The organism is Streptomyces parvus, assembly GCF_014648875.1.
GTDB classification, from domain to species: domain Bacteria; phylum Actinomycetota; class Actinomycetes; order Streptomycetales; family Streptomycetaceae; genus Streptomyces; species Streptomyces parvus.
This window is the reverse complement of record NZ_BMRY01000003.1, coordinates 716,263-731,067: the sequence shown is the minus strand read 5'-3', so window position 1 is coordinate 731,067 and position 14,805 is coordinate 716,263. Positions and strand designations below refer to the sequence as shown.

Here is a 14,805-nt window from a genome sequence, read left to right as displayed (position 1 = left end):
TATCAGGCCTCCAGTGCGCGCAGCTTCTCGCGCAGCACCCGGGCGATCTCAGCCACCGGCCCCGGCTGCAGCAGCTGCCGGTGCTCGCAGCCGATCCGGGCCACCTCGACCCGGCCGCCGATGTGCGGCGCGATCTTCTCCACCGTGTGCTCGACCCCGTACGCAGGGTCCTCCGATTCGGTGGCCGCGATGAGCAGCAGGTCACCGTCGTACACCGGAGGCACATAGCCGACCGAGAGACTCCAGTTGTTGTTGGTCACCTCGCCGATGCGCAGGATCTGGCGCTCGTCGAAGGTCGCGAGCGCGCTGCCCTCCTCCCGCAGCACCTTCATCACCTCGGCGTGGTCGAGCGGCCCGTCGCCGAACATGCCCGGGTCCCGGCCGACGAAGTCGAGCAGCGCGGCGAGGACCTTCTGGTCGTCGGCGGCGACGAATCCGCCACCGACCATCTCCTCGGTCATGGGGGGCTGGTCGAGGTTGACCAGGAGGGCGACCTCCTCCCCCTGCCGCTGGAGCTGTACGGCGATCTCCTGGGCCAGCAGCGCGCCCATCGACCAGCCCAGCAGGTGGTACGGGCCGGACGGCTGGACCTCCCGGATCCGGGCCAGGTAGTCGGCCGCCATCTCCGGGACCGTCTCCGGCAGCGGCTCCTCCTCGGCGAGGCCCCTGGCCTGGACGGCGTAGAGCGGGTAGTCGCGGTGCAGGTGCCGCATCAGCCCGGTGTACATCCAGCCCACGCCGCCCACCGGGTGCAGGCAGAAGATCGGGGGCCGCTCTCCCCCGGCGCGCAGCGGCAGCATGACCTCGAAGCCGGCGCCCTGCTCCTTGGACCCGACGCCGATCAGCTCCGCGAGACCGGCCACGGTGGGCGCCTGGAAGATGCTCTGGTTGGACAGCTCGATACCGAAGACCGACCTGATCCGGCTGGTCAGCTGGATGGAGACGATGCTGTCACCGCCCAGTTCGAAGAAGCTGTCGTCGATGCCGACCCGCGCCAGCTTGAGCACCTCGGCGAAGATCTGGCACAGCAGCTCCTCCTTCGGGTTGCGCGGCCCCCGGCCACCGGCCTGCGTCCTCAGCTCGGGTGCGGGCAGCGCCTTGCGGTCCACCTTTCCGTTGGTGTTGAGCGGCAGGGCGTCGAGGACGACGAAGGCGGTGGGCGCCATGTAGTCGGGCAGATTCGCCGTGACCGCCTTCTTCAGGACAGCGGTGTCGAGCGACCCGGTCTCGGCGGCCGGCACCACATAGGCGACCAGATGCCTGCCGCCGCTCTCCTCCTCGCGAACCACCACCACGGCCTGGGCGACCTCCGGCTGCGCGTCCAGCGCGGCCTCGATCTCTCCGAGTTCGATCCGCAGACCGCGGATCTTCACCTGCTGGTCGGCCCTGCCGACGAATTCGAGCTGTCCCGAGGTGTCCCAGCGGGCCACGTCCCCCGTCCGGTACATCCGGCTGCCGGGCGGCCCGTAGGGATCCGCGACGAACCGCTCGGACGTCAGTCCGGGCCTGCCCACATAACCCCGGGTCACTCCGGTACCGGCGATGTAGAGCTCACCGGCGACCTGCGGCGGTACGGGCCGCAGCCGGTCGTCGAACACGTAGGCGCGCATGTTGTCCAGCGGCCTGCCGATCGGCACGGTCCGGCCCACGCGGTACGGCGAGCGCATCCCGTACCGCGTGGCGTACGTCGTGGTCTCGGTCGGGCCGTAGACGTGCGCCACCTCGGTCTCCGGGCAGGCGTCCAGGACCCGCTGGATCGCGGTGGGCGACACCTGTTCGCCGCCCGTGAGGACTGTGCTCATGCCCGTGAAGGACTCCGGCTCCTCCTCCGCCAGGAGGTTGAAGAGGGCGGTGGTCAGGAACATGGCGGTCAGACCGTGTTCGGCCACCAGGCCCCGCAGCACCTCGGCGTCCAGCCGCCCGGGCGGGGCGACCACCAGCTGGTTGCCGCCCAGCAGGCCGGCCCAGAGTTCGTACGACAGGGCGTCGAAGGCCTGCGGCGAGTGGACCAGCAGCCTCTCGTGCCCGGTCCGCCAGTGCTCGTCGTTCGCCATGGCCACCACGTCGCGGTGGGTGACGCCGATCCCCTTGGGCGCTCCGGTGGAGCCGGAGGTGTAGATGATCAGCGCCAGTTCGTCCGCGCGCCGCCGCACGTCCGGAAGGCTCGCGTCCGCCGACGGGATGGCGGGGTCCTCGTCGACCACCACCGTCCGCGCCCCGTGGCGGAACTCCGTCGCGGTGCCGGCCCGGTCGGTGAGCAGGGTGTGGCACCCGGTCTCCTCGACGATCAGCTCCAGTCGCGGCGCCGGGTAGCGGGAGTCCAGCGGTACGTACGCCGCGCCCGTCTTGGCCACGGCCAGCAGGGAGACCACCAGGTCGACCGACCGCTCCTGGAGGACGGCGACGGCGGATCCCGGCCGGACGCCGGTCGCGATGAGATGGTTCGCGAGGCGGTTGGCGCGGGCGTCGAGGGCCGCGTAGCTCAGTGCCGTGCCGTTCCCGACGATCGCGACGGCCTCCGGGGTCCGGACGGCCTGGGCCTCGAACAGGTCGGCGATCGTCCCCTCGGGCACCTCCCGGAAGGTGTCGTTGACCTCCTCCAGCAACAGCTTCCGCTCGGCCGGCGACATCACCTCGTAGTGGCTGAGAGGCCGGTCGGGGTGGAGCACCGCCTCGGTGAGCAGCCGCACCAGCCGGTCCGCGAAGGACCGCACGGTGGCGGCGTCGAACAGGGCGCTGTTGTACTCGATGACGCCGCCGAGACCGGTGACGGCACCGTCGGCGCCGCGCTCCTCCTCGAAGTTGAACGAGAGGTCGAACTTGGCGACGTCCGAGCCGAGGGGCTGGGGCGCCAGGGTGAGGCGCGGCAGCTCCAGCGTCGCCTCCTCGTTGTTCTGGTAGCTGACGGCGGTCTGGAAGAGCGGGTTGCGGTTCACCACCCGCACCGGGGCCAGCTCCTCGACCACCCGCTCGAAGGGCACTTCCTGGTTGCCGTACGCCTCCAGGTTGCCGGCCCGGACCCGCCGCACCAGCTCCGCGAAGTCCGGGTCCCCGGAGATGTCCGTACGCAGCACGAGCGTGTTGACGAAGAAGCCCACGAGCTGGTCGAGCGCTTCGTCGGTCCGTCCGGCCACCACCGAACCCAGCGGGATGTCCGTCCCCGCGCCGAGCCGGTGCAGCAGGGCGGACACCGCCGCCTGGACGACCATGAAGAGGCTGGCGCCCGACGTCCGGGCGAAACTCACGACGGCGTCGACCTGTTCGACGGTCAGCGGCAGCGCGACCTCCCCGCTGCGGTTGCCCGACTCGGCCGAACGCGCACGGTCGTACGGCAGGCTCAGCTCCTCCGGCAGCTCCGCCAGGGCCGAACGCCAGTACGCGAGCTGCCGGGAGATGGCGCTGTCCGAGTCCCCCTCGTCACCGAGCCCCGCCCGCTGCCAGAGCGTGTAGTCGGCGTACTGCACGGGCAGCGGCGCGAACTCGGGAGTCCTGCCCGCGACCCGGGCCTCGTACGCGGCGCCCAGGTCCCGCGCGAGCGGAGCCATCGAGGAGCCGTCGCTCGCGATGTGGTGGAGGACCAGCAGCAGGACGTGCTCGCGTCCGGCGAGCTGCCACAGGTGGCCGCGCAGCGGCAGTTCGGCCGCGAGGTCGAAGCCCTTGGCGGCGGCGGCCGCCAGGGCCGCGTCCAGTCCGTCCGGGCCCGCCTCCTCGACGGTCAGCGGCACGGCCGCCTCCGCCGGGGCGAGAATCCGCTGACGGGGCACGCCCTCGTCGGCCGGGAAGACGGTACGCAGACTCTCGTGCCGGGCCACCACGTCCGCCAGCGCCGACCGCAGCGCACCGGTGTCCAGGTCGCCCAGCAGCCTCACCGACAGCAGGATGTTGTAGCGCCCGTCGCCGTTGCCCGTACGGTCCATGAACCACAGGCGGCGCTGTGCGTAGGACAGCGGGATCTCGTCCGGCCGCTCGACCGGCCCCAGCGCCGGCCGGGCCGCGGCGGATCCTTCGATGCGCTCGGCCAGGGTCGCGACGGTCGGCGCGTCGAAGACGGCCCGCACCGGAAGCTCCACCGCGAAGGCGGAACGGACCCGGTTGACCAGCCGCGTGGCGAGCAGGGAGTGCCCGCCGAGGTCGAAGAAGCTGTGGTCGATGCCGACCGGCGGGAGACCGAGCACTTCGCCGAACAGGGCGCTGAGCGTCTCCTCCCGCTCGTCGCGCGGGGCCCGGCCCTCGGACGCACCGGGGAACACGGGTTCCGGCAGGGCCCGGTGGTCGATCTTGCCGGGACCTGTCAGCGGTATCGCGGACAGCTCCATGACCGCGGCCGGGACCATGTACTCGGGCAGCTGCGCCGCGACGGCGTCGCGGACGGCCTGTCCGTCGAAGCGGCACCCCGCCGCGGGCACCACATAGGCGACGAGCCTGCGGCCGGCGTGCGCGCTGTCCCTGGCCTGCACCACGACCTGCTCGACGTCGGCACGCGCGCCGATGACGGCCTCGATCTCGCCGAGCTCGACGCGGTAGCCGCGGATCTTCACCTGGCCGTCGGTCCGGCCGACGTACTCCAGCTCGCCGTCGGCGGTCCAGCGCACGACGTCACCGGTCCGGTAGAAGCGCCCGCCCGGCGGACCGAAGGGGTTGGCGACGAACCGCTCCGACGTCAGCGCGGCCCGGTCCAGATAACCGCGGGCGAGCCCGGCGCCGGCGATGTACAGCTCCCCGGGCACGCCCGGCGGCACGAGCCGCAGATGCCCGTCGAGCACGTACACCTGACGGTTGCGCAGCGGCCGGCCGATGGGCGGCTGGACGGCGCCCGACAGCGGGCTGCTCATCGTGGCGCACACCATGGTCTCGGTCGGCCCGTACGCGTTGATCATCCGGCGGCCCGCGGACCAGAGCGCGATCTGCTCCGGCGAGCACGGCTCGCCCCCGGTCACCAGGGTCCGCAGACTCGGCAGGGCGTCGGGCGGCAGGGTGCCCAGCGTGCCCGCCGCGAGCTGGAGATGGGTGGCGGCGCTCCGCTGGATCAACGCGGTCAGCTCGTCACCGACGGGCTGACCGTTGCCGTCCGGCAGAACGAGAGCCGCTCCGCTCAGCAGGGTCATCGACAGGTCCGCCACCGACACGTCGAAGCTGGGCGCGATCAGCTGGAGCACCCGGGAATCCGGTTCGACGGCCAGGTTCCCGGCGTGCGAGGCCGCCAGATCGGCGAAGCCGGCATGGGTGACGACGACGCCCTTGGGACGGCCGGTGGTACCCGAGGTGTAGATGGCGTACGCGGCGTTGGCGGGGGCGAGCGGACGCACCCGGTCCGCGTCACGGGGGGCGGTGGCGGCCGCCCGGGCCAGCGCCGCCACCGTCTGCGCGGAGTCCACCGGCAGGGGCGCGGCCGTGCCGGGCGACAGGGGGAGTTCCGCGCCGCCCTCGGTGGCCAGCACCAGGGTCGGGTGCACGTCCTCCAGCAGGTGGGCGAGGCGTTCGGCGGGGCCGTCCGGGTCCACGGGCACATAGACCGCGCCCGCCTTGAGGACGCCCAGGGTGACCGCGAGCCACAGCGGGGACCGGGGTACGGCGACGACGACCCGGTCCTCCGGGCCGGCACCGCGTCCGATCAGCAGATTCGCCCAGCGGTTGGCCTGCTCGTCGAGTTCGGCGTATGTCAGCTGCCGGTCGTCCGCGATCACGGCGGTGCGCTGCGGCCATGCGGCGACAGCCGCCTCGAACAGGGCGGGGAAGGTCGCGGCCGCCGCCTCGTGCCCGGTCTCGTTCCACTCCACCAGCACCCGGTGGTGCTCGTCGGCGGAGAGGACGCCGATGCCTCCGATCCGCTGCTCGGGGTCGTCCGCGAAGGCCGACAGGATGCGTACCAGCCGGTCGCCGAACTCCCGCGCGTCGGCCTCGGTGAAGAGGTCGGGCCGGTAGGTGACGTTCAGACCGAGCGAGTGCGCGTTGTCCGCGGTGGACAGGCCGAGCGCGAAGTGGGTGGCCTCCTCCAGCCGCGCGTCGACGACGCCGAGCCCCTGCGAGGACTCCTGGAGACCCTTCGCGTCCACCGGGAAGTTCTCGAAGACGGTCGCGGTGTCGAAGAGTTCACGGAAACCGGCGAGGCGCTGGATGTCGGCGAGGCCCACGTACTTGTGCGGCAACAGGTCGAGCTGCTGGTTCTGCAACCGGTCCAGCAGGCTCAGCAGACTGTCCCCCTGCTCGATCCGGACGCGCACGGGCAGGGTGTTGATGAACAGGCCGACCATGGACTCCACGCCCGGCAGTTCGGCCGGCCGGCCGCTCACGGTCTCGCCGAACACGACGTCGTCCCGGCCGGTGATCCCGCCGAGCAGCAGCGCCCACGCGCCCTGCACCACGGTGTTCCGCGTCAGCCCGTGGCGGCGGGCTTGGGCGGTGAGGGCCGCGGTGGTCTCCGGCGAGAGCCCCACCTCCCAGGACGCGGACCGCACGGGGTTGCGGCCCGTGTCCGAGGGGGTGATCAGCGTCGGCTCGTCCAGTCCGTCCAGGACCGTACGCCAGGCCTCCTCGGCGGCCGCGCGGTCCTGCCCGGCCAGCCATCCCAGGTAGTCGCGGTACGGCACCACCGCGGGCAGCGCGGAGACGTCCCCGCGGCGCCCGTAGAGCTCGAAGAGCTCACCCATCACGAGCGGGGCCGACCAGCCGTCGAGCAGGATGTGGTGGTGCGTGAAGAGCAGCCGGTGCTCCTCCTCGCCCAGCCGGACCAGGGTGAAGCGCAGCAGGGGCGGCCGGGTGACGTCGAACCGGTGGGCGACGTCGTCGGCGAGCAGCCGGTCGAGCGCGGCCTCCCGGTCCGACGGTGCGAACCCGCTCAGATCGACTTCGGTCCACGGGAGGCGGAGGTCGCGCGGAATGACCTGGAGCGACTGACCGGAAGCTCCGGGGCGGAAGGCCGCACGCAGGATGTCGTGACGGCCGAGCACCGCACGGGCGGCGTCCTGGAGGGCCGCCGAGTCCAGTTCGCCCCGAAGGTCCAGGACGGTCTGAAGGTTGTAGACGTCCGGACCGCCCTCGTCGTACAAGGCGTGGAACAGCAGGCCCTCCTGGAGGGGCGCGAGCGGCAGCACGTCCTGGAGCCCGGGGTGAGCGGCTTCCAGCGTCTCGATCTCGTCCTGGGTGACGTTCACCAGCGGAAGGTCCGAGGGGCTGAGAACCGCCTCGGGCACGCCCTCGACATGGGCGACCAGCGACTCCAGCGCCGTGAACCAGGCCTGGGACAGGTCGTGGATCGCCTCCTCGGGGAACAGCGCCTTGGGCCAGGTCCAGGAGACGGCCAGCCAGTGGCCGTCCGGGCGCGTGACGGTACGGGCGTTGATGTCCAGGAGGTGCGGCAGGACCATCGCTGTCTCGGCGACGCCCGAAAGGTCCTGCACGGTGGCGCGGGTGGGGTCCTCCGACGGCTCGGCGGCGCCGAGCCTGCCCAGGTAGTTGAAGCCGATCTGCGGCTCCGGGTACCTGGCCAGGACCCGGGCGGTCTGCGGGTTGAGATGGCGCAGCAGCCCGTAGCCGATGCCATTGTCAGGAATGGCGCGCAGCTGTTCCTTGATCCGCTTGAGCGCGGTGCCGACAGCGGGCCCGCCGCCGAACAGCTCGTCGGCGGGCAGCTCGCCCGGGTCGAGCAGCACCGGATACTTGCTGGTGAACCAGCCGACCGTGCGCGACAGGTCGACACCGTCGATGATCTCCTCGCGGCCGTGGCCCTCCAGGTCGACGAGGACGGACGGGGCGTCGCCGCGGCCCTGCCGCCCGCGCCAGTCACGCACGGCGATGGCGAGCGCCGTCAGCAGCACGTCGTTGATCCCCGCCTTGAAGGCGGCCGGTACCCGGCCGAGCAGTGGTTCCGTCACCGCCGGCGGAAGGCTGACGCTGAGCACCGACGCCGTGCCGACCGTGTCCTGGGCCGGGTCCAGCGGACGGTCGGCGAGCTGCGTGTCCTCGACGGCGAGAGCCTCGCTCCACAGTGCCAGCTCCTGGAGCCGCGCGGGCTCCGCGGCGGCTGCGTTCAGATGCTGGGCCCAGCGCCTGAAGGAGGTGCCGACCGGTTCCAGCTCGATCGGATGGCCCTTGAGCAGGGCGGCGAAAGCCGCCTGGAAGTCCGGTATGAGGATGCGCCAGGACACTCCGTCGACCACCAGGTGGTGGGCGATCACCGTCAGCTGCCCCGGGGCGTCCGGGCCCATGTCGAACCAGATGAACCGGAGCATCTTTCCGGAGTCGGGGTCCAGCAGCGCCTGTTCCTCCGCCGTCGCCCGCGCTCCCTCCTCGTCCAGATCGGCCTCGGACGCTCCGGCCCGCACCAGTACGTCGAGATCGACCCGGCGCAGGCAGTCCTCGGCGCGGACGGCGCCGGGCGGGGCGGTCTCCAGCGACCAGGCGATGTTCCCGCCGATCCGGGTCAGGGTCATCCGCAGGGCATCGTGGTGATCCAGGACGGCCTGAACGGCCTCCGTCACCAGTTCCCCGGTCAGTCCCGCAGGGGCGGGCAGTGACATGGTCTGGTTGAACTGGTCCACGGAGCCGCCCAGTTCACGCAGCCAGTCGATGATCGGAGTCACCGGTACGTCACCGACGCCGTCGGCCGTCCCGGTCGCGGGCCGGGCCGCCGGTTCCTCCGCTGCGTCCACTGCTGCCACGAGGGCCTCCACTGTCTTGTACGCGAACACATCGCGCGGGCTGAACGTGAATCCGGCCTTGCGCGCACGAGTGACCAGTTGGATGGTCAGAATGCTGTCGCCGCCGAGCTCGAAGAAGCTGTCGTCGATCCCGACCCGCTCCACACCGAGCAACTCGGCGAACAGTCCGGCGAGCGCCTCCTCGGCATCCGTGCGCGCGGCTCGGCCGCCGACGGCCCCCGCGGTCTCGGGGGCGGGCAGGGCCTTGCGGTCCACCTTGCCGTTGGGGGTCAGCGGCAGCTGTTCCAGCACGACGTACGCCGACGGCACCATGTAGGCCGGCAGCGCGTCGCCCAGGTGCGCGCGCAACACGGCCGGGTCCGCCGAACGTCCCCGGGCCGGTGTCAGGTGGGCGACCAGGCGCTTGTCACCGGGGCGGTCCTCCCGGACGCTCACGACCGCGCGGCCGACGTCGACGTGAGCGTTCAAGGCCTCCTCGATCTCGCCGAGTTCGATGCGGAAGCCGCGCAGTTTGACTTGGAAGTCGGTGCGGCCGAGGTAGCTCAGCCGCCCGTCCTCCGTCCAGCGCACCAGATCGCCCGTACGGTACATACGGGAACCCGCGGGCCCGTACGGATCGGCCACGAACCGCTCCGCCGACAGGGCGGGGCGGCGATGGTAGCCGCGGGCCAGTCCGGCACCCGCGATGTACAACTCGCCGGCCACGCCCGGCAGGACCGGTCGCAGGGCCGCGTCCAGGACGTGGACCCGGGTGTTGGCGAGGGGGCCGCCGATCGTGACGTGGGTACCGTCGATGTCGGTGCCGGTCGAGTAGACCGTCGTCTCGGTGGGGCCGTACAGGTTCGTCAGGGTGCCTCCCAGCGCACACAGGCGCTGGGCGAGGTCGGCCGTCAGGGCCTCGCCCGCGGTGACCTTGCGCAGACCGCGCAGAGCGTGCGGCACGGCACCTTCCAGTACGTGCCACAGGCTCGGCGGGGCCTCCATCACGGTCGCGCCGGTCCGCGCGATGAGACCGGCCAGCTCCTCGGGGTCCTTCACCGTGTCCGGCCCCGCGAGCACCACGGCCGCGCCGCTGAGCAGCGGAAGGTAGAGCTCCATGACCGCGATGTCGAAACCGACCGTGGCCACAGCGGCCAGCCGGTCCGCGGGGGTCAGCCGCACATGCTCCTGGACGGCCTCCAGCAGGTTGGCCATCGCGCCCGAGGGCACCACGACGCCCTTGGGCCGTCCGGTGGAACCCGAGGTGTAGATGACGTACGCCGCCTGAGCCGCGAGCCTCGGCAGTTTCGGGTCGGTGGCCGGGTACGCGTCCAGCTCCGCGCCTGCCGCCTCCTGCTCGGTCAGTATCAGGACCGGGTCGGCGTCCTGGAGCTGGTAGGCGATCCGGTCGGCCGGGAGCGTGGGGTCGACCGGCACATAGGCCGCTCCCGTCTTGAGCACGGCGAGCAGCGCCACGAGCAGGCCGGCCGAACGCGGCAGCTTCACGGCCACGAACCGCTCGGGCCCGGCACCCCGCTCCAGCAGCCAGTGGGCCATCCGGTTCGCGCGTGCGTTGAGCTCCGCGTACGACAGCTCCTCGTCCTCATCGATGAGGGCGGTCGCCGTCGGCCTCGTGGCCACCTGGGCCTCGAACGCTTCGGTCACCGACCGGTCCGGGGCCTCGGCGGCGGTGTCGTTCCATTCCACGAGCACACGCTGCCGCTCGGCTCCGGTGAGCAGGTCGAGTCCGGCCACCGGCCGCGACGCGTCTTCCGCGAACGCCCTCAGCACGCTCAGGAAGCGCTCGGAGATCGTGCGGACCTCACTCGGCTCCAGCAGATCCGGACGGTAGGACCAGTCCACCGTCATCCGGTCCCCGCGCTGGGTCGCCAGCAGCGCCAGCGGGTAGTGGACCGCGTCGCGGACCTCGGCGTCGACCACGCCCAGTTCCTGCGCGGCCCGGCGCAGCGGCTCGGCCTCCACCGGATAGTTCTCGAAGACCACCAGGGTGTCGAACAGCTCACCGGTCCCGGCCAGCCGCTGCACGTCGGCGAGGCCCAGGTACTGGTGCGCCATGAGCGCCGTCTGCTGCTCCTGGAGACGCTGGAGGAGCCCGGCCAGCGAGAGGTCCGGTGCGATGGTCAGCCTGACGGGCAGGGTGTTGATGAACAGGCCGATCATGTTCTCCACGTCGCCGAGCTCCGGCGGGCGGCCGGAGACGGTGTTGCCGAACACGACGTCGTCGCGGCCCGTCAGGGCACAGAGCGTCAGCCCCCACGCGCCCTGTACCAGGGTGTTGACCGTCACGCCGTGCTGCCGTGCTGCCGCGACCAGTTCCTCCGGGACCTCCACGCTCCAGCGCTCGGGAACCGCCGGCGCGCTGCCCGTGGCGTCCGGGGCGAGGATGGTGACCTCCTCGATGCCGTCCAACGCCCGTCGCCAGGCCTCCTCGGAGGCCGTACGGTCCTGGTCGGCCAGCCAGCCGAGATAGTCCCGGTACGGCGTGACGGGACGGAGCGCACGGTGGTCGTCACCGTTCCGGTGGAGCCCGTAGAGCTCGAAGAGCTCCTTGACGAGCAGCGGCATCGACCAGCCGTCCAGCACGATGTGGTGAACCGTCAGGACGAAGCGGTGCTGCCCCTCCCCCAGCCGGACCAGCATGCAGCGGAGCAGCGGGGGCTCGGCGAGATCGAAACGTTCCGCCCTGTCGGCAGCGAGCAGGGACCGCAAGCGGGCGGCGGCGTCGTCCGAGTCCAGGTGGCCGAGGTCCTCCTCGGCCCAGGGGAGCCCGGCGTCGCGCGGCACCACCTGGAGCGCGGGACCGGCCTCGCCCTCGACGAAGTACGCGCGCAGGTTGTCGTGGCGGGCCAGCAGGCTCCGGGCCGCCGCGTGCAGTGCGGACGCCTCGACCTCGCCGTGGAGTTCGAGGATCGTCTGGATCGTGTAGACATCCGAGGCCGCGTCGTCGAACAGGCCGTGGAAGTGCAGGCCCTTCTGGAGGGGCGAGAGCGGCAGGATGTCCACCACGCCCGCGGTCCCGGCCCCGGACTCGATCCGGTCGATCCCGGCCTGGTCCACGTTCACCAGCGGCAGGTCGGACGGGGTGAGACCGCCGGCGTCCGAACGGGCGGCATGGACGGCCAGCGCCTCCAGCGCCTCGAACCAGTACCGGGCGACCCGCTCGACCTCGTCCTCGCCGAGCAGTTCGCCGGACCAGGTCCAGGACGCGACGAGCCGCGGCCCCTCCGGGTAGTCCACGGCTGCCGCGTTGAGCTCCAGGGCGTACGCCAGCGGCATCGCCGCGTCGCCCGCCCCGGTGAGATCGCGTACGCGCACCGCGCCGGCGGCGGTGTCCGCGGCCTCCTCGGTGTCCGCCCCGCCCATCCGGCCCAGGTAGTTGAAGCCGACCTGCGGCTCCGCGTGCTCCGCGAGTTCCGGGCCCGTGGCGGGGTTGAGGTGGCGCAGCATGCCGTAACCGATGCCCTTGTCCGGGATCGCCCGCAGCTGCTCCTTGACCGCCTTGAACGCGGCCCCCAGAGCCGGGCCGCCGGACCACAGCTCGGGCCCGTCGGTTCCCGGATCCACCGCCACCGGGTACAGGCTCGTGAACCAGCCGACCGTACGCGTCAGGTCGATGTCGTCGAGGAACTCCTCACGGCCGTGGCCCTCCAGGCCCACCAGCAGCGCGGAGTCCTCGCCGCGCCCCCGCTCCCGGCGCCAGCGGGCGACCGCCATGGCCAGCGCGGTCAGCATCGCCTCGTCCGGACCGGCGTTGAACCGCGCCGGCACCCGGCCCAGCAACTCGTCGGTCACCTCGGCCGGCAGCGACATCGTCAGCTGGCGTGCGACGCCGACCACATCGCGGGAGGAGTCCAGGGGGCGTTCCGTCAGCAGCGGATCGGGCGTCCGGAGCACCGAACGCCACAGCTCCAGCTCCTCGGTCCGGCGCTCGGACAGGGCCTCGCGTCCCAGCGCCTCCGACCACCGCCGCAGTGATGTCCCCGCCGGCTCCAGCTTCACCTCGTCGCCGGCCGACAGCGCGGCGAGAGCCGCCTGGAGGTCCGGCAGCAGGATGCGCCAGGACACACCGTCGACGGCCAGGTGGTGGACCACCAGGGCGATCCGGCCCTCCTGCCGCGGACCGGCGTCGAACCAGACGGCCTGGACCATCCGGCCGTCCCCGGGGGCGAGGCGCTCCATGGCCGCGCGCACCTGCGCCTCGGCCGCCGCCCCGTCGGCCGCCTCGGCCCGGCGGACGCAGTCCTCGGCCGGGACGGCGCCGCGTTCGGCGATCTCCAGCGCCCAGCCGCCGTCCGGACCGCGGTCCAGCCGCATGCGCAACGCGTCGTGGTGGTCGAGCAGGGCCTGCACGGCGGCCCGCACCTTCGTCTCGTCCAGCCCGGCCGGGACCGGCACCGTCATGGTCTGGTTGAAGGCGTCGACGGGACCGCCCAGGCTCTGCTGCCAGTGCATGATCGGGGTGAGCGTCAGAGGGCCGGTGCCGTCGTCCGCGACCACCGGCGCGGGCTGCGCGACGCCCCCGAGCGTGGCGAGGCGGGCGACGGTCCGGTGCTCGAAGATCTCGCGCAGGCTCAGCGCGACGCCTTCCTTCCGGGCCCGGTGCGCCAGCTGGATCGAGCTGATGCTGTCGCCGCCCAGCTCGAAGAAGCTGTCGTGGACCGAGACCCGTTCGGTGCCGAGCACCTCGGCGAACAGCCGGCACAGCAACGCCTCGTGCTCGTCGCGCGGTTCACCGGACGCAGCCGGATCCGCGGCGGCCGCCGACGGTACGGCCTCCGCCGCGGCCGGAGTCACGGCGGAGGCCGGGGACGGCAGCAGGCGCTCGCGGTCCTCGGCCGTGAAGAGCGGCACCTCGCCCGCGGGCCGGTCCGGGTTCTCGGCGAAGGCGGCCAGCAGCCGCAGGAGCCGGTCGAGGATCTCGCGTCCGGCCCCCACCGGGAAGAGATCGGGCCGGTGGTCCAGCCGGACCGTCATCCGGTCGCCCCGGACCGTCCCCTCCAGATTGAGCGCGTAGTGCGTGGCGTCCACGGTCGTCGCGGCCACCGCCCCGATGTCGTCGGCGGACGACTGCAGCGCATCGGTGTCGATCGGGTAGTTGGCGAAGATCGTGATCGCGTCGAACAGCGGCCCGCCGCCCACGAGCTGCTGGATCTCGGCCAGGCCCAGGTGCTTGTGGGCGATCAGCTCCGCCTGCTGGTCCTGGAGCCGGCGCACGAGGTCGCCGAACGGGAGCGAACGGTCGATCGTCAACCGCACCGGCAGGGTGTTGATGAACAGACCGACCATCTTCTCGGAGCCGGCCAGCTCGGGCGGACGGCCCGAGACGGTCTCGCCGAACACCACGTCGTCCCGGCCGGTCAGTCCGCCGAGCACCATGCCCCACGCCGTCTGGACGACGCTGTTGAGCGTCAGTCCGAGGGAGCGGGCCCGCTCCACCAGCGCCGCCGACAGCTCGCCGGGGACCTGCTCGATCAGGGTCTCGGGCAGGGCCGGGCCCGCGGTGGAGCCGGGCGGGGCGATCAGCGTCGGCCCGCCGGTCCCCGCCAGCGCCCGCTTCCAGGCACGCTCGGCCTCGTCCCGGTCCTGCTCCGCGAGCCAGCCGAGGTAGCCCTTGTACGGGACGACCGGCGTCAGCGCCGAGGTGTCACCGCCGTTGTTGTACAGGGTCATCAGCTCGCCGAGCACCAGCGGCATGGACCAGCCGTCCAGCAGGATGTGGTGCGCGGTGAAGACGAACCGGTACTCCTCCTCGCCGAGCCGGATCAACGAGAACCTCAGCGGCGGCCGGGTCAGGTCGAACCGGCGGCCGCGGTCCTCCTCCAGGAGACGCCCCAGCTCGGCCGCCCGCTCGTCGCCGGTCAGATGGCTGATGTCGGTCTCGGACCAGTCCGGGTCCGCCTCGCGCAGGATCGCCTGGACCGGCTGGCCGGACTTCCGGTTGCGGAAGGAGGCGCGGAGATTGTCGTGACGGGCGAGCACCCCGGTCACGGCCCGCCTCAGCCCCGGCACGTCCAGGGCGCGCCGCAGGTCCAACGCCATCTGGATGACGTACACATCCGCACCCTGCTCCTCGTACAGGGCGTGGAAGAGCATGCCCTTCTGAAGCGGCGACAGCGGCCAGATGTCGATGAACCCCGGCTTTGTCACT

Annotated in this window: 1 protein-coding gene; it reads right to left on the bottom strand. The window is 72.3% G+C overall.

The genetic code is table 11. The features are described from left to right. Positions 1-2: 2 nt before the first annotated feature. Complete coding sequence (locus IE140_RS13520) at positions 3-14,804, bottom strand: non-ribosomal peptide synthetase (RefSeq protein WP_229826775.1); 14,802 nt, start codon at positions 14,802-14,804, stop codon at positions 3-5. Position 14,805: the final 1 nt, after the last annotated feature.